Raw genomic sequence first — 18,121 nt, forward strand, 5'->3', positions numbered from 1 at the left:
GTCAATCCAGCTTGATGTTTGCCGTCTTGGCCACGCGCGCATACCGGGCCATGGCCTGCTGGATCTGCACCTTGAATTGGTCAGGCGTGGTCGGCACCAGCGTGCCGCCCGACTCTTCCACCTTGCGCCGGAACTCGGGGTTCTGCATGGCCTTGTGGATGGCCTGGTTCAGGCGCATGACCACCGTCGACGGCGTACCCGCAGGGGCGACGATGCCAAACCAGCCGCCCTCCCCCATGTCCTTGTAGCCCAGCTCCGCATAGGTGGGTACGCCCGGCAGTTGCGGCGAGCGGCTCGCCCCAAGCACGGCCAGCGCACGCAGCCGGCCCGATTTCACGTGAGGCAGCGTGGACGACAGGTTGTCGGTAATGGCATTCACCTGTCCGGCCACGGCATCGTTGAGCGCCAGGCCGGCGCCCTTGTACGGCACATGGAGCAGCTCGATGTGGGCCAGCATCATGAAGTTCTCGATATTCACATGACCCAGCGAGCCTGCGCCCGGCGACGCGAAGGTGTACTTGCCGGGGTTGGCCTTGGCCAGCGCGATGAACTCCTGCATGGTCTTGGCCGGCACGCTCGGGTGCACCGCGAAGACGCTGGGAATCGCCACCACGTTCGTGACGGGCGCAAAGTCCTTGATCGGGTCGTACTTCAGCTTCGGATAGACCGCCGGGTTGGAACCGTGCGTGCTGACCGTCGCCATGCCGATGGTGTAGCCATCCGGGTCTGACTTGGCGACCTGCTCCATGCCGACCGAGCCCCCTGCCCCGCCCTTGTTTTCGACCACGATGGGCTGGCCCAGCTCGCGCCCGGCGAACTCGGCAACCAGGCGCGCCGACAGGTCGGTTGAGCCGCCGGCCGCAAAAGGCACGACCAGGCGGATGGGCCGGTTGGGATAGGCGGCCTGCGCGAACGCGCCGCCGGTAAAGGTCAGCGCGGCGGCAGCCGCAGTGCCTGACAGCAACAGCTGGCGGCGCGATAGCCTGGCTCGGGTCATTGGGCTTTCTCCTGTTCTTTTGTGATGAATAGTCGCCGAGTGTCAGGCGTTTACCGACCCGAGGCAAACGACTATATTGCACCTTCGCATTACCAAAGATCATTCTCCACTGGCCTGGCCCATGCGGTTGCATTCCCCTTCGATGTCCGAGTTGCACGCCTTCGTCGCCGCCGCGCGCCTGGGCAGCTTCACGCGCGCCGCCGAGACGCTGTGCGTGACACAAGGGGCGGTGAGCCGGGCCATTGCCCGGCTTGAGGAACACTTCGGCCAGCCGCTAGTCCAGCGCAACGCACATCGGCTCACGCTGACCGGCGCCGGGCAACGGTTGCTGGAGGCAGTGGCCGATCCGCTCGCCGCCATCGAAAGCGCCAGTGCGGCGCTGCGTGCTGGCGATCGCAGCCACCACCTCACCCTGTCGGCGGTTCCGACGCTTGCAAGTGTCTGGCTGGTACCCCGCCTGCCCGATTTCCACAAGCGGCATCCGGACATACGGCTCGATTTCGTACCGTATCGCCGCGACGAGGATTTCTCGGGTTCCGCGCCCGATGCAGCGCTGCTCGCCGGCGAGCCCGGGAAATGGCCCGGCTTGCAGGTGGACTATGTAGTTGGGCGCGAAATGGTGCCGATCTGTCACCCCGACCGCGAGCGCCAGCGGCGCACGGCCGGGCGGTGGCGCGAGCCGGCCGAACTCATGGAAGAGCCCCTGCTCTACCACACGACTGCTCCCGCCAACTGGGTGAACTGGCTCGAGGCGGCGGGCGTACCCGGTGCTGCGCCAAAGCTGTCGTCGGGGTTCGACCAGGTCTCGATTCTTATCCAGGCGGTGCGCGCCGACATGGGCATCGCCGTGCTGCAGCGCTGCCTGCTGCACGATGAACTGGCCGCCGGCCGGGTGGTAGCGCCCTTCGATCTTCCGATCCGGCTACAGCGCGGCTATTTCCTTTGCACGCCAAGGGAGCGACGCGATCATCCGGCCCTCCGGTGCTTTCGTGAATGGCTGCTCGAAACTGCCGCGCAGGGTGCTGCGGAGTATGCGCCGGATGATCATTCGCAAAATAAATGATTGAAGTTAGTTCCGACGGTCAACAATTCATAGCAAGAATTGGATTCATCTACACCACGGCAAACTATTAGCACGAAGAATTTATGTGCGCTCGAATTGAAATATGCCATCCGTTCTACGCATATTTATTGCAAAGGAGGCTTTTGAACGGCCTATATATCCACGCGACAAATGAAAAGACCCGCTAAAGCGGGCCTTATATTCATCGCCCAACTAATTCCGCACTTCACGCTGCCTTTTTTGCCAGCCCCAGATAGGTTTCGATCACCTTCGGATTGCTGGCCAGCTCCTCCGCCGGTCCCTCCATCGCCATATCGCCCGTCTCGATGACATAGCCGTAGTCCGCGACCTGCAGGGCCGCTCGCGCATTCTGCTCGATCAGCAGCGTCGCCACGCCGGTCTGGCGCAGGTTGCTGATGATGTGGAAGATCTCCTTCACGATCAGCGGTGCCAACCCGAGGCTGGGTTCATCGAGCATCAGCAGCTGCGGCTTGGCCATGAGTGCGCGGCCCACGGCCAGCATCTGGCGCTCGCCGCCTGACAGCGTGCCGGCGTCCTGTCGCGCGCGCTCGCGCAGGCGTGGAAACAGGTCGTAGACCACGCCCATCTGGTCGAGGTAGTTCTTCTCGCCGGCACGCTTGCGGCGGAAGGCGCCGAGCTGCAGGTTGTCCTCCACCGTCATCGACGCGAACAGCTCGCGCTTCTCCGGCACCAGGCACATGCCGCGTGCCACGCGACCTTCCACCGGGATGCCGGCCATGTCATGTCCGAGATAGCTGACCGTGCCGCTGGCCGAGCCACTGACTGGCAGCGCGCCCATGATCGCGTTCAGCGTCGTCGACTTGCCGGCGCCATTGGGGCCGATCACGGTCACGATCTTGCCGGCCTCTACCTTCAGGCTCACGCCGTGCACCGCTTCCACCTTGCCGTAGCGGACGTGGAGGTCCTTCACTTCGAGGATCGGGCTCATCTTGCGTTCCTTGTCCACACCATCACTCACCCATCACTCCACGCCACCGAGATAGGCCTCGAGCACGGCCGGGTTCCTCTGCACATCCTCGGGCACGCCCTCGGCAATGCGCGTGCCGAACTCCATCACGACCAGGCGGTCGGTCAGGTTCATGACGAAGTCCATGTCGTGCTCCACCAGCAGCACGCTCATGCCTTCCGCCCTGAGCTTGCGCAGCAATTCGGCCAGCGCCTGCTTCTCCTTGTAGCGCAGGCCGGCGGCGGGCTCGTCGAGGAGCAGCAGGGCCGGATCGCAGCACAATGCGCGCGCAATCTCCAGGATGCGCTGCTGCCCCAGCGCGAGACTGCCCGCCTCCATGTACATGCAGTCGGCCAGGCCCACGCGCTCGAGCTGGCGCCGGGCCTCGAACAGCAGCTTGTCTTCCTCGGCGTGGTTCATGCGCAGCATCGCCGCGGATACACCGCCCTGCGCGTGAAAGTCGCCGCGCAGGTGCGCGCCGATCGCCACGTTCTCAAGCACGGTCATGGCCGGCAGCAAGTGCACATGCTGGAACGTGCGGCCGATGCCGCGCTTCACGATCTCGCGCGAAGGCAGGCCCGATATCACTTCACCGCGATAGCGGACTTCGCCGCGCGTCACGGGCAGCACGCCCGTCACCAGGTTGAACGTGGTCGACTTGCCGGCACCATTCGGGCCGATCAGTCCGACGATCTCTCCGGCCCGCACCTGGAAACTCACGTCGTTCACCGCCACCAGTCCGCCGAACTGCTTGCGCGCGGCACGCACGTCGAGGATCAGTTCGCCGGCCTCGGGCTTCTGCCGGACCGGCAGCGCATCGGCGGCTTCGGGTGCCTGCACCGGCGGCCCCGACGGAAACAGCCGGCGCAAGAACGGCCACAGGCCATCGCGCGCATGTTGCAGCAGCAGCACGAGCAGCACGCCGAACACGATGATCTCGAAGTTGCCATTCGCGCCGAGCAGCTTCGGCAGCAAGCCCTGCAACGTGTCCTTCAGGATCGTAAGCAGGCCCGCGCCAAGCACCGCACCCCACACGTGGCCCACGCCACCGACCACCGCCATGAACAGGTACTCGATACCGTAGTTCAGGCCGAATGGCGTCGGGTTCACCGCGCGCTGCAGGTGCGCATAGAGGAAGCCCGAGATGCACGCCAGCACCGCCGCCACCACGAACACCACGACCTTCATCCACGCGGTGTTGACGCCCATCGCCTCGGCCATCACGCCACCGCCCTTGAGCGCGCGCATCGCGCGGCCCGGCCGCGAGTTCAGCAGGTTCTGCACGGCCAGCACGGCGAGCAGCACCACGCTCCAGATCAGGTAGAACATCGCACGGCCCGACTGCAGTTCGACGCCGAACAACGACAGCACCGGGATGCCGTTGAGCCCGTCGTACTTGCCCAGGAACTCCAGGTTGCCGAACAGGAAAAACAGCGACAGGCACCACGCAATGGTGGCGAGCGGCAGGTAGTGTCCGGACATGCGCATCGTGATCAGGCCGATCACGTAGGCGCACGCGATGGTGATCACCAGGCCCACCAGCAGCCCGAACCACGGCGACAGCCCGAACTGCGTGGTCAGGTACGCGGTGCTGTAGGCCCCCAGCCCGACGAACGCCGCCTGCCCGAACGAGGTCATGCCGCCTACGCCCGTCAGCAGCACGAGCCCGATCGCCACGATGCTGTACAGCCCGATGTAATTGCCCAGCGTGATCCAGAACTCCGGCGTCGGCAGCACCGGCAGCAAGGCCAGCGCCGCGATGAACAGCAGTGTCAGCACGCGGTTGCGCTGCAGCCCGGCACGGTTGCCGCTGCGTTCGCCGCCCACGGCGGCTTGCTTGTCAGTCAGCATCGTCATGGCTTACTCCTCTTCTTCGACGTGCTTGCTCGTCAGCGAGCGCCACAGCAACACCGGAATGATCAGCGTAAAGACAATGACCTCCTTGAACGCGCTGGCCCAGAAGGACGAATACGATTCCAGCAGCCCGACCAGCAGCGCACCCAGTGCTGCGATCGGGTAGCTCACCAGGCCGCCGACGATCGCGCCGACAAAGCCCTTCAGGCCCACCAGGAAGCCCGACTCGTAGTACACGGTGGTCAGGGGCGCGATCAGGATGCCGCACAGCGCGCCCATGGCCGCGGCCAGTGTGAACGACAGCCGCCCCGCCTGCGTCGTGCCGATGCCGACCAGCCGCGCGCCGAGCCGGTTCACCGCCGTCGCGCGCAGCGCCTTGCCTTGCAACGTGCGCTCGAAATAGAAATACAGCGCGCCGATCAGAAGCGCCGACATGCCCACGACCCACAAGCTTTGCCCCGAGACCGTGAGGCTGCCCACCTCGAAGCGCGCATCGGAGAAGGCCTCGGTGCGCGAACCCTCGGCACCGAACATCACCAGCCCAAGGCCCACCAGCGCAAAATGCACGCCGACCGAGACGATCAGCAGCACCAGCGTGCTGGCCTCGGCCAGCGGCTGGTAGGCCAGGCGATACAGCATCGGCCCCATCGGAATGATCACTAGCAGCGTCAGCGCAATCTGCGCCAGCATCGGCAACGGCTGCGCACCGTATTGCTGCACCAGCAGGTGCACGGCCAAAGGAAACACAAGATACTTTCCGGCGAGCACGCCGAGCCTGCGCCCAAGCGCGCGACGCAGTTCAGCGCTGCGCAGCACGGTCACGGTTTCATACACGAAGGTCAGCACGCCCATGGCCAGCAGCAGCCAGCTCGTCTGCGGCGCGTGCCCGCCCTGCATGGCCGCCAGCGTCAGCGCGCCATAGGCCACGAATTCCCCTTGCGGGATAAAGATGACGCGGGTCACCGAAAACACCAGCACCAGTGCCAGCGCCAGCAGCGCGTAGATCGCGCCTGAGGTGATGCCGTCCTGCGCCAGGATGGCGGCAATCGAAAGGTCCATTGTCTCCCCGTGTTGTGAAATGACCTGCCTGCAAGCCAAGGGGCGGACAGGGCGCGAACAGTCGCTGGATTGCACTGTGTGCGCTGGGATTACGGAATAGTAAACGGGTTGCTTATTGCGGAAATACAGGGCAACCCTAAGACGATGGCGAGCACGAAAAAAGAAAGCGCATGGGGGTCACCATGCGCCTTCCGGTTCTACGCGTCCAGCCACTGCCAGCGGCTTACTTGGTCAGCAGCTTCCACTTGCCGTCGACGATCTGCACCATCACGCGCGAGCGCTGGTCGAAGCCGAGGTGGTCGGTCGGGGTCATGTTCATGATGCCGTGCGATACCGGCAGGTTCCTGGTCTGCTCCATGGCATCGCGCAGCGCCTTGCGGAATTCCTTCGTGCCCGGCTGGCCCTTCTTCAGCGCCTCGGGAATCGCATGCTGCAGGATCAGGCCCGCATCCCACGCATGGCCGCCGAAGGTCGACACCTGGCCGCCAAAGGCCTTTTCGTAGGCGGTCTTGTAGGTCATGGCCGGCTTCTTGACGGGGTTGCCGTCAGGCAGCTGGTCGGCCACCAGCAGCGGGCCCGCGGGCAGGAAGGTGCCTTCGCAGTCCTTGCCGCATACGCGCAGGAAGTCGGGGTTGGCCACGCCGTGGGTCTGGTAGATCTTGCCCTTGTAGCCGCGCTCCTTGAGCGCCTTTTGCGGCAACGCCGCGGGCGTACCCGAACCAGCGATCAGCACGGCATCGGGATTGCTGCCCAGCATCTTGAGGACCTGGCCGGTCACCGAGGTATCGGTGCGCGCGAAGCGCTCGTTGGCGACCACCTTGAGCTTGCGCATGTCGGCCACCTTGGCGAACTCCTGCGCCCAGCTGTCCCCATAGGCATCCGCGAAGCCGATGAAAGCCACCGTCTTCACGTTGTTGTTGGTCATGTGCTCGGCAATGGCCGTGGCCATGTGCGAGTCATTCTGCGGCGTCTTGAAGACCCAGGCGCGCTTGGCATCCATGGGTTCGATGATGCGGGCCGAGGCAGCCATGGTGATCATCGGCGTCTCGTTCTCGGCCACGATGTCGACCATCGCCAGCGAGTTCGGCGTGACGGTGGAACCCACCACCACGTCGACCTTGTCCTCGCTGATCAGCTTGCGCGTGTTCTTGACGGCCGTGGTGGTGTCGGAGGCGTCGTCCAGGACGATGTATTCGATCTTCTTGCCCGCGATTTCCTTGGGCATCAGCGTGAAGGTGTTCTTTTCCGGGATGCCCAGCGACGCCGCCGGACCCGTCGCCGACACCGTGACCCCGACCTTGACCTGTGCGCTGGCCGTGCCGGCAACCAGGGCCGCGGCAGCGATGGCCAGCAGGCTGGCGCGCTTGAAGTTCATCTTGTCTCCTTCGGTTCCTGAAAACGGAAAGGCATCCGAACGGCTCCCGGCCGCCGGATGCCTCCAGTTCTTTTTCGACCGCTCGGGTCGCCACAGGCACATCGCTGGCACCTGCGTACTGCCAGGAAGGAGATGACTCCTTCCGTTCTTTCCCGTCCGCACCACTTCCCCGGAAATGCCGCGGCCATTTCGCAACCATTCCGCAACCATTCCCCGACCGTGCGGTCGGGAATGCGTATCGAGTCTAACACAGCGATTTTTCGCGGCCAGCCGGATTAACCCGCATCACATGAAGGCGGCGTCAGCGGAAAAACGCGTCCCAGGCCGTCTTCAGGATCAGCGCGCTGACCACCACGATGAACACCTTGCGCACGAAGCCGCTGCCGTGGCGCAGCGCCAGCCGGCTGCCCACCTGGCTGCCGGCGACATTCGCAACGGCCATGACCAGGCCGAGCTGCCACCAGATATGGCCCTTGCTGGCCAGCAGCAGCAGCGCCGCCAGGTTGGTGGCCATGTTCACGACCTTGGTCGACGCCGAGGCGTGCAGGAAGTCGTAGCCGAACACGCGCACGAACACGATCATCAGGAAGCTGCCCGTGCCCGGCCCGAACACGCCGTCATAGAAGCCAATCACCGCACCCGCCAGCAGCGCCGCCACGCGTTCGCGCGTGCCGCTGAGCGAAGGCGCGTGCTCGGTGCCCAGATCCTTCTTCGCTACGGTATAGACGAGCAGCGACACCAGCACGAACGGCAGCGCCTTGCGCAACGGCTCGGCGGGAATCATGGTCAGCGCCCAGGCGCCGGCCATCGAGAACAGGAATGCCGCCACCACGGCCGGCGCCGTTGCGGCCCAGTAGATGCGCACGCTGCGCCCGTAGCGGATCGCCGCATTGGCCGTGCCGGCGACCGAAGCCACCTTGTTGGTGCCCAGCAGCGTGGCCGGCGCCATCCCGGGAAAGGCCGAAAACAGCGCCGGAATCTGGACCAGGCCACCGCCACCGGCCACCGCGTCGATCAGGCCGGCGAGAAAGGCGGCAAGCGCCAGTAATGCGAACTCCATGATTGCAGGAAAAAGGGAACAAGAAAGAAGAGAGGATTTGAGAAGGCGAGCAGCGCGCCCGGCGCTCAGCCGAGCGTCTTGGGCGCCGGCACTACCATGCGGTGCCAGAGCCCGCTGTGGTGCCGCGCGAATCCCGTTGGCACATCTGCGGCCAGACCGGGAGCCAGCAGGAGATGCCGGATGCCATGAGCGCGGCACCAGTCGGCCAGCGTGGCCAGACAGGCCGCGAGGCAGCCAGAACCGGATGACGCCGCCTCCGATGGCCACCACTCCGTCGCGCACGCCACCAGGCCGCCGAACTCGAGGCTGGGAATCAGCGCTACGGGCAGACAGGCAGCGATGTCGTATTCATGCATTGCCAGCAGGCATGCACCCTGCCCGGACTGTGCGAGCAGCCCTTCCAGCGCCAGCCGCCGCGCGCGGGCGGCCGGCACCGGCAACGGCAAGGCGGCCTGCAGCCAGGCGTCGAGCGCCGGCGCGTCGGCACTGACGCCAAGGCGTACCTGGTGCTGCGGGGAAGATTCGGTACTGGGAAGATGGACGGGCTGGGACGGCATGGCGGCTCTGAAGCAAGCCCGCATTGTCGCATGTGACCGGAGCGCAGTTATGCCAAGGCGGCATCAATGCCCGGAAACGGTGCAGGAGAAGCGAAAGTCACCCTGGAATGAAAAAAGCGTTGCCGAGGATCACCCGGCAACGCCCTTTATTTATAACGCTGCTACCCGACACCGGGTGCGCGCCTGTCGTCTCCTCGCTTCCGCCTCCATCTAACCTGCGAAAACCGTGTGTGAAATGTAACGAAGCGGTGCAGATGGAACAAGCTAGAACAAACCCTAGCCCCAATTCCGGGCATGTCGACCGTTCATCACTCGTGCTTGCGGCTGAACAGCGCGTTGAGCTCGCCCATGATGCCGCGGCGGAAGGTCAGGACGCAGATGACGAAGATCGCGCCGATCACCATGGTCACCGACTCGCCCAGCGAGTTGAACCAGTCAATGCCCGTGACCGAGGCCAGGAAGGCGCCGATGTCGCCGAGCTTGTTCTCCAGCGCCACCACCACGAAGGCGCCGACAATGGGGCCCGACAAGGTGCCCAGGCCGCCAACCAGCGTCATCAGGATCACCGAACCCGACATCGACCAGTGCACGTCGGTCAGCGTCTCGAAGCCGAGCACCAGCGCCTTGATCGAACCGGCCAGTCCGGACAGTGCCGCCGACAGCACAAAGGCCGTCAGCTTGAAGCGGTCGACGTCATAGCCAAGCGAGATCGCGCGCGGCTCGTTCTCCTTGATCGCCTTCAGGATCTGTCCGAACGGCGAGTGCACGGTACGCACGATCAGCGCAAAGGCCGCAACGATGATCACCAGCGCCACGTAGTACAACGTCAGGTCGTCCGCCAGCGACAACACGCCGAACAGCTTGCCGCGCGGGATGCCCTGCAGGCCGTCCTCGCCGCCCGTGAACGGCGCCTGCAGGCAGATAAAGAACAGCATCTGGGCGAGCGCCAGCGTGATCATCGAGAAGTAGATGCCCTGGCGGCGGATGGCCAGCGAACCGACCACGTAGCCGATCAGTGCGCCGCCGGCGGTGCCCAGGATCAGTCCGATCTCGGGCGTCACGCCCCACAGCTTCATGGCCTCGCCCGAGATATAGCCGGCGCCGCCGAAGAACGCTGCATGGCCGAACGACAGCAGCCCGGTATAGCCGATCAGCAGGTTGAACGCGCACGCGAACAGGGCAAAGCACAGCACCTTAAGCACGAACACCGGATAGGCGCCGGCCATCGGCGCCGCCACCAGCGCCAACAGCAGCAATCCATACAGCACTTTCTTCTGCACGCCCAGGCCCTCTCTGGCCTGTCCGGCCTTGATCGTCACGCTCGATTCTGCACGCATCACTTCTCCCTCCCGAACAGTCCGGCCGGACGCAGCAGCAGCACGATCACCATGATGAAGAACACCACGGTCGACGATGCTTCAGGATAGAACACCTTGGTCAGCCCTTCGATCACGCCCAGCCCCAGGCCGGTCAGGATCGAACCCATGATCGAACCCATGCCGCCGATCACCACCACGGCGAACACGATGATGATCAGGTTCTGCCCCATCAGCGGCGAGATCTGGATCACCGGCGCCGCCAGCACGCCCGCAAACGCGGCCAGCGCCACGCCGAAGCCGTAGGTCAGCGTCACCATCAGCGGCACGTTGACGCCGAAGGCCTCCACCATCTTGGGGTTTTCGGTGCCGGCGCGCAGGTAGGCGCCAAGCTTGGTCTTCTCGATCACGTACCAGGTGACGAAGCACACCGTCAACGAAGCCAGCACCACCCAGGCCCGGTAGTTGGGCAGGATCATGAAGCCGAGGTCCGTGGCACCCTGCAGGGCGTCGGGCGTCTGGTAAGGCAGGCCCGACACGCCGTAGATCGAGCGGAAGATGCCCTCGATCACCAGCGTGATGCCCAGTGTCAGCAGCAGGCCGTAGATATGGTCCAGCTTGTAGATCCAGCGCAGCATGGTCTTTTCGATGACCACGCCCAGCACCGCGACCACCAGCGGGGACAGGACCAGCATGACCCAGTAGTTGAGCCCGGCATACTCCATGCCCATCCAGGCCAGCACCGCGCCGAGCATGAACAGCGCGCCGTGCGCGAAGTTGATGACGTTGAGCAGGCCGAAAATCACCGCCAGGCCAAGGCTCAGCATCGCATAGAAGGCGCCATTGACCAGGCCCAGCAGGAGCTGGGACAGCATGGCGGGAAGGGGAATTCCGAAGATGTCCATAGGCATCCGTTGCTGGCTGTATCTCCCCTTCCGCCGCGTGCGACGGAGAGGAGCAAACCGGCGGGCTCTCGCTGGCTGCGGAGCCCGCCAACCTTCTTACTTCTTAAGCAGCGGGCACTTCGACTCGGCCACCGTCGTGAAGGCCTGATCGCCCGGGATGGTCGTCACGACCTTCATGTAGTCCCACGGCTTCTTCGATTCCGCCGGCGTCTTCACCTGCATCAGGTACATGTCGTGGATATTGCGGCCATCGGCGCGGATGTAGCTGCTCTTGGTGTAGAAGTCGCTGATCTTCATCTTCTTCAGCTCGGCCATGACCTTTTCCGGATCGTCGGTCTTGGCGGCTTCCACGGCCTTCAGGTACGTGCTGATCGCGGAGTAGTCGGCGGCCTGCAGGCTGCTCGGCATCTTCTTCATCTTGCCGAAGAAGCGGTTCGCGAACTTGCGCGTATCGTCGTTCATGTCCCAGTACCAGCTGTCGGTCATCAGCAGGCCCTCGGTGTTCTTCAGGCCCAGCGAATGGACGTCATTGATGAACATCAGCAGGCCGGCGATCTTCATGGTCTTGGTGATGCCGAATTCCTTGGCCGCCTTGATCGCGTTGATGGTGTCGCCACCCGCATTGGCCAGGCCGAGGATGTCGGCCTTCGAGGCCTGCGCCTGCAGCAGGAACGACGAGAAGTCCGACGCCGACAGCGGATGGCGCACCGAACCCACCACCGTGCCGCCGTTGGCCTTCACCACCGCGGCGGTATCGTTCTCGAGCGAGTGGCCGAAGGCATAGTCGGCGGTCAGGAAGAACCACTTCTTGCCGCCCTGCTTGACCACCGCGCTGCCGGTTCCCTTGGCCAGCGCCACCGTGTCATAGGCGTAGTGCACCGTGTACGGCGTGCATTCCTCGTTGGTCAGGCGGGCCGTGCCCGCGCCCACGTTGAAATACACGCGCTTCTTTTCCTGCGCCACCTTGTTCATGGCCAGGCCGGTCGCGGAGTTGGTGCCGCCGAGCAGCATGTCCAGCCCTTGCTGGTCCATCCATTCACGCGCCTTCGACGCCGCGATGTCGGCCTTGTTCTGGTGATCGGCCGAGACCAGTTCGATCGGCTTCCCGAGCACCTTGCCACCATGGTCCTCGATGGCCATCTTGACCGCTTCGAGGCCGCCAGGGCCGTCGATGTCGGCATACAGGCCCGACATGTCGGTGATGTAGCCGATCTTGACGGTGTCGCCCGATACCTGCGCGGCGGCGTTGAACGAAACAGCACCCATGACGATTGCCGCCATCGCGGCAGCGAGCCGAGTCTTCCTCATTGCGTTGTCTCCTGTGTTTTGGCGCGGCGCGCGCCACCCGTTCCCGCAAACAGCCGATCCGGCGATCCGTGCAACGGACGCGCCGATCAGACCCCAAGCAATTCGTTCAGCACCGGCATCTTTGCCTGCAGCTCGCCGGCCGCGAAGCGCTCGACGATGCTGCCGTGCTCCATCACATAGAAGCGGTCGGCCAGCGGCGCGGCGAAGCGGAAGTTCTGTTCCACCATCACCACCGTGTAGCCCTTCTTCTTGAGCATCAGGATCATGCGCGCGAGCGCCTGCACGATCACCGGCGCCAGGCCCTCCGAGATCTCGTCGAGCAGCAGCAGGTTCGCGCCGGTACGCAGGATGCGCCCGACCGCGAGCATCTGCTGCTCGCCCCCCGACAGGCGCGTGCCCTGGCTCTGGCGGCGCTCCTTCAGGTTGGGGAACATCTCGTAGATCTCGGCCTCGCTCATGCCCGCGTTTCCGCCATTCGCTTGCCCCTTCAATTGCGGGGGCAGCAGCAAGTTCTCTTCGCACGACAAGCTGGAGAAAATCGCCCGCTCCTCGGGGCAGTAGCCAATGCCGTAGTGCGCGATCTTGTGCGTCGGCAGGCCGATGGTTTCATGGCCATTGACCTTGATCGAGCCCTTGCGCGTGCCCGTCAGGCCCATGATCGCGCGCAGCGTCGTGGTGCGGCCCGCGCCGTTGCGGCCCAGCAGCGTTACCACTTCGCCGCGATTCACGGTCAGATCCACGCCATGCAGGATGTGCGATTCGCCGTACCAGGCGTGCAGGTCCTTGATCTCGAGCGCGGCTACGTTGGATGTCGTCATGTCGATGGCCTCCTCAGTGCGCGCCTTGCAGTTCGGCGTCGGCCGTGCCCATATAGGCTTCCATCACGCGCGGGTCCTTCGAGACTTCCGCATACGGACCTTCGGCCAGGATGGCACCGCGCTGCAGCACGGTGATCTTGTCGGCGATCGACGACACCACGTTCATGTTGTGCTCGACCATCAGGATGGTGCGTCCTTCCGAGACCTTCTTGATCAGCTGCGTGACGCGGTCCACGTCTTCGTGGCCCATGCCTTGCGTGGGCTCGTCGAGCAGCATCAGCTCGGGTTCCATCGCCAGCGTGGTGGCGATCTCCAGCGCGCGCTTGCGCCCGTACGGCAGGTTCACCGTGACGGTCTGCGCGAACTCGGTCAGGCCGACCTGTTCGAGCAGTTCCATGGCGCGGCCATTGAGCACGTCGAGCGAACGCTCGCTGCGCCAGAACTGGAACGCGGTGCCAAGCTGGCGCTGCAGGCCGATGCGCACGTTCTCCATCACCGTCAGGTGCGGGAACACGGCCGAGATCTGGAACGAGCGGATCACGCCGCGGCGCGCGATCTGCGCGGGTTTCTCGCGCGTGATATCGATGCCGTTGAAAAGGATGGTGCCTTTGGTCGGCTCCAGGAATTTGGTGAGCAGGTTGAAGCAGGTGGTCTTGCCGGCGCCGTTGGGCCCGATCAGCGCATGGATCGAGCCGCGGCGCACGCGCAGGTTGACGTCGCTCACCGCCGTGAAACCCTTGAACTCCTTCGTGAGGTTTCGCGTTTCCAGGATGGTTTCCTGTGAATTCATAGTCTCCTGCCCGCCCTGTTGCTGAACTGCCGGCTTGTGCCCGGCACCACTGACAATCGGTTCGAACCCGGCGTTTCGCCGTTGGGTCGCATTAGTGATTTTTATATACGGTGCGACTACCGCTGTTGCCGGGGGTGCCCATCGCCATGTGCTGGGTGGTGCACCAACCGCTTTATTCTATTGTGTGCGCCTGTTGCATCGCAAAACATCGGGGTTTGCACTATAAGACATGAACCATGTGTCAGGTCTTTGACGCGCTGCGACAAGGGGTTGCGGGCGATCCGGCGCTCGAGCCCCTGCTCTGCACCTCTTGTCGCAACGCGCGACGCGCTCAGGCCGCAAGCTGCCGCCGGCGGTCCTCGCGCAGCATGTCGCTGGCCCGCTCCGCGATCATGATGGTCGGCGAATTCGTATTGCCCGACGTGATCAACGGCATCACCGACGCATCCACGACCCGCAGCCCGTCGATGCCAAGCACGCGCAGACGCTGGTCCACGACGGCAAGCGGATCGTCCGCGCGGCCCATGCGGCACGTGCCGACCGGATGGAAGATGGTGGTGCCGATGTTGCCGGCCGCCTCCGCCAGCGCTTCGTCGGTCTCGAAGCCCGGCCCTGGCAGCCACTCTTCCGGCCGGTAGGGCGCCAGCGCCGGCGACGCCACGATGCGCCGCGTCAGCCGCAGCGAATCGGCGGCCACGCGCCGGTCTTCCTCCGTGGAAAGGTAGTTGGGGGCGATCACCGGAGCCTGCCGGAAATCGGCACTGTCGATATGTACGCTGCCGCGTGAAGTCGGCCGCAGGTTGCAGACGCTGGCCGTGAATGCGTTGAACGCGTGCAGCGGTTCGCCGAACTTGTCGAGCGACAGCGGCTGCACGTGATACTCCAGGTTCGGCCGTGCCTGCGACGCATCGGACCGCGCGAACGCGCCGAGCTGCGACGGCGCCATGCTCATCGGCCCGCTCTGGTTGAAGGCGTACTGCAGCCCGATGCCCAGCTTGCCCCACCAGCTCGCCGCGCGCGTGTTCAGCGTGCGCACGCCGTTCACCTTGACCACGCTGCGCAGCTGCAAATGGTCCTGCAGGTTCTCGCCCACGCCCGGCAAGGCATGCCGGACTTCGATGCCCAGCGCCTGCAGCCGCTCGCCCTGGCCGATGCCCGACAGTTCCAGCAGCTGCGGCGTATTGACCGCGCCCGCGGCCAGGATGACTTCGTGCCGCGCCCCCGCGCTGTGCGGCTGGCCGCCGCCGACATAGTTCACGCCGGTACAGCGTCGCCCCTCGAAGGTCAGCGCACTGACCTGCGCGCCGGTGACGATGGTCAGGTTCGGACGATCCGCCGCGCGCCGCAGGAAGGCCTTCGCCGTGTTCCAGCGGATGCCGCGCCGCTGGTTGACTTCGAAGTAGCCGACGCCGAAGTTGTCGCCGCGGTTGAAGTCATCGGTGCGCGGAATGCCGGCCTGTTCCGCCGCCTCGATAAACCGCTCCAGGATGTCCCAATGCAGGCGTTGCCCTTCCACGCGCCATTCGCCGCCGGCGCCATGGAATTCGGTCGGGCCGCGGTGGTGGTCTTCGCTGCGCTTGAACAGCGGCAGCACGTTGTCCCAGCGCCAGCCGTCGTCGCCGGTCAGGCGCGCCCAGTCGTCGTAGTCCTCGCGCTGGCCGCGCATGTAGATCATGCCGTTGATCGAAGACGAACCGCCCAGCACGCGCCCGCGCGGATAGCCGAGCGAACGTCCGTTGAGGCCCTTCTCCGCGACCGTGCGATACAGCCAGTCCGTGCGCGGGTTGCCGATGCAATAGAGATAGCCGACCGGGATGTGGATCCAGTGGTAATCGTCCTTGCCGCCCGCTTCCAGCAGCAGCACGTTCACCTCCGGGTCCTGCGTCAGGCGGTTGGCCAGCACGCAGCCGGCCGAGCCGGCGCCCACGATGATGTAGTCGAAGGTCTCCATACGAGTCGTCTTGTCTCCGCTTGTGTTCTGGTGTTCCGGTGTTCAGTGACTGCCTGCCACCGGCATCGCCCCATCTTTGCGTGGGGTGAAGATGGCCGGAGCGTTTGCGCCCCGTGACCAGGCTATGGGCTCCAGTGGCCACAAGGTTGGCGCAGTTGCGCGGGCCCGTCCAATGATTTATCGTCAATCGCAATATAAGCCGCTGTAAATATTGCACCGCACACTCGCTCGCCCCCTTTGCGCTCCAACGTGGACCTCCATCACCTGCGCGCCTTCGTTGCCGTCGCCCGCGAAGGCAACCTCACCCGCGCCGCCCTGCGGCTTCACCTGACGCAACCCGCCGTAAGCCTGCAGCTGAAGGCACTGCAGTCGGCGTGGCGCATCCGTGTGTTCGAACGCACCGCAAGCGGGCTCACGCTGACCACGGACGGTGCGGCGCTGCTGCCGCTGGCCGAGCGCATCCTCGACAGCGTCGGCGACCTGCATCACACGGTCGACGCGATGCACCACACCGTGCGCGGCAAGCTCGCCATCGGCACTATCCTCGATCCCGAGTTCACGCGGCTTGGCGTCATGCTGCGCACGCTGGTCGAACGCCATCCGCAGATCGGCACGGAGTTGCGCCACGGCATGTCGGGCTGGGTGCTACAGCAGGTACGCAGCGGCGCGCTCGATGCCGGCTTCTATCTCGGGCAGCCGCCCGATGCCGGCTTCCATGTGCTGGCGCTAACGCCGTTCTCGTACTACGTGGTTGCGCCCAAGGGCTGGAAGGAACGGACGGCGCTGCGCGTGTGGGCACAGTTGGCGACACTGCCATGGATCTGGACGCCGCCCGAGTCCGCGCACCACAGGTTGCTTTCGGCACGCTTTGCCGAGGCTGGCGTGGACGCCGCCGGCGTGCACAAGGTCGCGCACGTTGACCAGGAGGCGTCGATGCTCGATCTCGTGCGCTCCGGCGTGGGCCTGTCGCTCGTGCGCGATTCCATTGCGCTGCGCGAATCGCATGCGCACGGTCTCGTGGTTGTGGAAGGCATGTCGGTGCAGACCGAACTGTCGCTGGTCGCGCTGGCGAGCCGCCGCGACGATCCTGTCGTAAGCGCCGTATTCGGCGTAGCCGAGTCGGTCTTCCGCGCCTAGTCCTGCGTCGCCAACAGACGCCGCCGCAGCCAGTCCATCAGCACCGCGAACACTTCCCCGCGCAAAGGCTCGGCTTCATTGAAGATCTCGTGGTAGCCGTGGTCGAACCACACTTCATCGCGCAGGTCGGCCGGCGCGTGGTCGAAGAAGACACGGCTGCCTGCCGGATCGACAATGCGGTCCGCACCGCCCACCAGCATCAGCATGGGCGCTTCAAGCCGCGCGGCATCGGCTTGCGCCTGCGCCATGCCGCGGATAAAGCTCTCCAGCACGCCCGCCGTGATCGTGGTCTGCACGAGCGGATCGGCACGGTAGCGCGCCACCACTTGCGGGTCGTGCGACAGCATGCGCGCATCGATCGGGTTCGGCACGCGCAGCCGGGGCGCCAGTGTCAGCAGCACGCGGTGCAGCGTCAGCATGGCCGGCGACAGCCGCAATGCCAGGGCCGGCGACGAAAGCACCAGCGCCCGCACCGGTCGTACCCGGGCGGTCGCGAAGCGCGCCGCCACCAGGCCGCCCATGCTGTGGCCGAGCAGGATCGGCAGTTCGTTCCACGCGCGCATGGCTGCATCGTGGATTTCCGCGAGGTCATCGAGATAAACGTCCGGATGCTCGGCCACCATGCGCGCACCACCGCTGGCGCCGTGGCCGCGCTGGTCATAGGCGCGCACACGCAGGCCCAGCCCGCAAAGTACCTCGGCAACGTGCTGGTAGCGGCCGCTGTGTTCAGCCAGGCCGTGCACGAGCAGCACGCAGCCGAGCGGTGCCGCGTTGCTGAGTGGGTCCGGCTCCCAGGTGCGCAGCAGCAGTTCGGTGCCATCGCGCATGCGTTGCCGGCTTTCCACGCAGCGCAGGTCCGGGGCGGCATCCGGCGCCTGGGCGCGCGCAGACTGCCCGTCCTTCACAGGAGGAACGGCGTCTTCCGTCATGGGCTTGTCCATCC

Annotated in this window: 16 protein-coding genes; 2 read left to right on the forward strand and 14 right to left on the reverse strand. The window is 65.1% G+C overall.

Translation table 11 applies throughout. The features are described 5' to 3' along the window. Position 1 precedes the first annotated feature (1 nt). Positions 2–997, reverse strand: a complete 996-nt coding sequence (locus ACIGJC_RS15460; protein WP_483709850.1) for a Bug family tripartite tricarboxylate transporter substrate binding protein — start codon at positions 995–997, stop codon at positions 2–4. 121 nt (positions 998–1,118) lie between these two features. On the opposite strand from ACIGJC_RS15460, the gene ACIGJC_RS15465 reads away from it, so the two are divergent. Beyond that, positions 1,119–2,060, forward strand: coding sequence for a LysR substrate-binding domain-containing protein (locus ACIGJC_RS15465; protein WP_483711568.1), 942 nt, complete (start codon positions 1,119–1,121; stop codon positions 2,058–2,060). Positions 2,061–2,286: 226 nt separating this feature from the next. Here the strand turns inward: ACIGJC_RS15465 and ACIGJC_RS15470 are convergent, their stop codons facing one another. The 12 genes from ACIGJC_RS15470 to ACIGJC_RS15525 form a co-directional block, all read right to left on the reverse strand. After that, on the reverse strand, positions 2,287–3,030 hold the full coding sequence (locus ACIGJC_RS15470) for an ABC transporter ATP-binding protein (protein ID WP_483709852.1): 744 nt from the start codon (positions 3,028–3,030) through the stop codon (positions 2,287–2,289). 33 nt (positions 3,031–3,063) lie between these two features. Next, positions 3,064–4,905: a branched-chain amino acid ABC transporter ATP-binding protein/permease gene (locus tag ACIGJC_RS15475; RefSeq protein ID WP_483709854.1), complete on the reverse strand. Its 1,842-nt coding sequence runs from the start codon at positions 4,903–4,905 to the stop codon at positions 3,064–3,066. A gap of 3 nt (positions 4,906–4,908) precedes the next feature. Next, complete coding sequence (locus tag ACIGJC_RS15480) at positions 4,909–5,961, reverse strand: branched-chain amino acid ABC transporter permease (protein WP_483709855.1); 1,053 nt, start codon at positions 5,959–5,961, stop codon at positions 4,909–4,911. 223 nt (positions 5,962–6,184) lie between these two features. Next, on the reverse strand, positions 6,185–7,336 hold the full coding sequence (locus ACIGJC_RS15485; protein ID WP_483709857.1) for an ABC transporter substrate-binding protein: 1,152 nt from the start codon (positions 7,334–7,336) through the stop codon (positions 6,185–6,187). A gap of 301 nt (positions 7,337–7,637) precedes the next feature. Continuing rightward, positions 7,638–8,396, reverse strand: a complete 759-nt coding sequence (locus tag ACIGJC_RS15490) for a sulfite exporter TauE/SafE family protein (RefSeq protein WP_483709858.1) — start codon at positions 8,394–8,396, stop codon at positions 7,638–7,640. A gap of 65 nt (positions 8,397–8,461) precedes the next feature. Then, entirely contained in the window at positions 8,462–8,953 is a 492-nt protein-coding gene (locus ACIGJC_RS15495; protein ID WP_483709859.1) for a hypothetical protein, read from the reverse strand. A gap of 308 nt (positions 8,954–9,261) precedes the next feature. Further along, positions 9,262–10,290 (reverse strand): branched-chain amino acid ABC transporter permease, encoded by a 1,029-nt coding sequence (locus ACIGJC_RS15500; protein ID WP_483709860.1) that lies wholly within the window; start codon positions 10,288–10,290, stop codon positions 9,262–9,264. Beyond that, complete coding sequence (locus ACIGJC_RS15505; protein WP_483709862.1) at positions 10,290–11,174, reverse strand: branched-chain amino acid ABC transporter permease; 885 nt, start codon at positions 11,172–11,174, stop codon at positions 10,290–10,292. Before ACIGJC_RS15505 ends, ACIGJC_RS15500 begins: the two co-directional genes overlap by 1 nt. A gap of 96 nt (positions 11,175–11,270) precedes the next feature. After that, positions 11,271–12,482, reverse strand: a complete 1,212-nt coding sequence (locus ACIGJC_RS15510; protein ID WP_483709863.1) for an ABC transporter substrate-binding protein — start codon at positions 12,480–12,482, stop codon at positions 11,271–11,273. A gap of 86 nt (positions 12,483–12,568) precedes the next feature. Next, entirely contained in the window at positions 12,569–13,300 is a 732-nt protein-coding gene (locus ACIGJC_RS15515) for an ABC transporter ATP-binding protein (protein ID WP_483709864.1), read from the reverse strand. A 13-nt stretch (positions 13,301–13,313) separates the two neighbouring features. After that, positions 13,314–14,090 carry an ABC transporter ATP-binding protein gene (locus tag ACIGJC_RS15520; protein WP_483709865.1) on the reverse strand — a complete coding sequence of 259 codons (777 nt, stop codon included), beginning with the start codon at positions 14,088–14,090 and terminating at the stop codon, positions 13,314–13,316. A gap of 331 nt (positions 14,091–14,421) precedes the next feature. Next, on the reverse strand, positions 14,422–16,041 hold the full coding sequence (locus tag ACIGJC_RS15525; protein ID WP_483709866.1) for a GMC family oxidoreductase: 1,620 nt from the start codon (positions 16,039–16,041) through the stop codon (positions 14,422–14,424). Between the two features lie 249 nt (positions 16,042–16,290). Here ACIGJC_RS15525 and ACIGJC_RS15530 point away from each other — a divergent pair, with 249 nt between their 5' ends. After that, entirely contained in the window at positions 16,291–17,178 is an 888-nt protein-coding gene (locus ACIGJC_RS15530) for a LysR family transcriptional regulator (protein WP_483709867.1), read from the forward strand. On the opposite strand, the gene ACIGJC_RS15535 is transcribed toward ACIGJC_RS15530, so the two are convergent. Further along, positions 17,175–18,119 (reverse strand): lysophospholipase, encoded by a 945-nt coding sequence (locus ACIGJC_RS15535; protein ID WP_483709868.1) that lies wholly within the window; start codon positions 18,117–18,119, stop codon positions 17,175–17,177. The two genes, ACIGJC_RS15530 and ACIGJC_RS15535, sit on opposite strands and share 4 nt — an antisense overlap. Between the last annotated feature and the right edge of the window lie 2 nt (positions 18,120–18,121).

It is taken from the genome of Cupriavidus sp. C3SS-1 (genome assembly GCF_057073755.1).

What these genes read in the sequence shown, in the direction of transcription:
- ACIGJC_RS15535 (WP_483709868.1), bottom strand. Translation starts at nt 18,119, where the DNA reads ATGGACAAGCCCATGACGGAAGACGCCGTTCCTCCTGTGAAGGACGGG.
- ACIGJC_RS15475 (WP_483709854.1), bottom strand. Translation starts at nt 4,905, where the DNA reads ATGACGATGCTGACTGACAAGCAAGCCGCCGTGGGCGGCGAACGCAGC.
- ACIGJC_RS15485 (WP_483709857.1), bottom strand. Translation starts at nt 7,336, where the DNA reads ATGAACTTCAAGCGCGCCAGCCTGCTGGCCATCGCTGCCGCGGCCCTG.
- ACIGJC_RS15470 (WP_483709852.1), bottom strand. Translation starts at nt 3,030, where the DNA reads ATGAGCCCGATCCTCGAAGTGAAGGACCTCCACGTCCGCTACGGCAAG.
- ACIGJC_RS15515 (WP_483709864.1), bottom strand. Translation starts at nt 13,300, where the DNA reads ATGACGACATCCAACGTAGCCGCGCTCGAGATCAAGGACCTGCACGCC.
- ACIGJC_RS15505 (WP_483709862.1), bottom strand. Translation starts at nt 11,174, where the DNA reads ATGGACATCTTCGGAATTCCCCTTCCCGCCATGCTGTCCCAGCTCCTG.
- ACIGJC_RS15495 (WP_483709859.1), bottom strand. Translation starts at nt 8,953, where the DNA reads ATGCCGTCCCAGCCCGTCCATCTTCCCAGTACCGAATCTTCCCCGCAG.
- ACIGJC_RS15500 (WP_483709860.1), bottom strand. Translation starts at nt 10,290, where the DNA reads ATGCGTGCAGAATCGAGCGTGACGATCAAGGCCGGACAGGCCAGAGAG.
- ACIGJC_RS15525 (WP_483709866.1), bottom strand. Translation starts at nt 16,041, where the DNA reads ATGGAGACCTTCGACTACATCATCGTGGGCGCCGGCTCGGCCGGCTGC.
- ACIGJC_RS15520 (WP_483709865.1), bottom strand. Translation starts at nt 14,090, where the DNA reads ATGAATTCACAGGAAACCATCCTGGAAACGCGAAACCTCACGAAGGAG.
- ACIGJC_RS15510 (WP_483709863.1), bottom strand. Translation starts at nt 12,482, where the DNA reads ATGAGGAAGACTCGGCTCGCTGCCGCGATGGCGGCAATCGTCATGGGT.
- ACIGJC_RS15480 (WP_483709855.1), bottom strand. Translation starts at nt 5,961, where the DNA reads ATGGACCTTTCGATTGCCGCCATCCTGGCGCAGGACGGCATCACCTCA.
- ACIGJC_RS15465 (WP_483711568.1), top strand. Translation starts at nt 1,119, where the DNA reads ATGCGGTTGCATTCCCCTTCGATGTCCGAGTTGCACGCCTTCGTCGCC.
- ACIGJC_RS15490 (WP_483709858.1), bottom strand. Translation starts at nt 8,396, where the DNA reads ATGGAGTTCGCATTACTGGCGCTTGCCGCCTTTCTCGCCGGCCTGATC.
- ACIGJC_RS15460 (WP_483709850.1), bottom strand. Translation starts at nt 997, where the DNA reads ATGACCCGAGCCAGGCTATCGCGCCGCCAGCTGTTGCTGTCAGGCACT.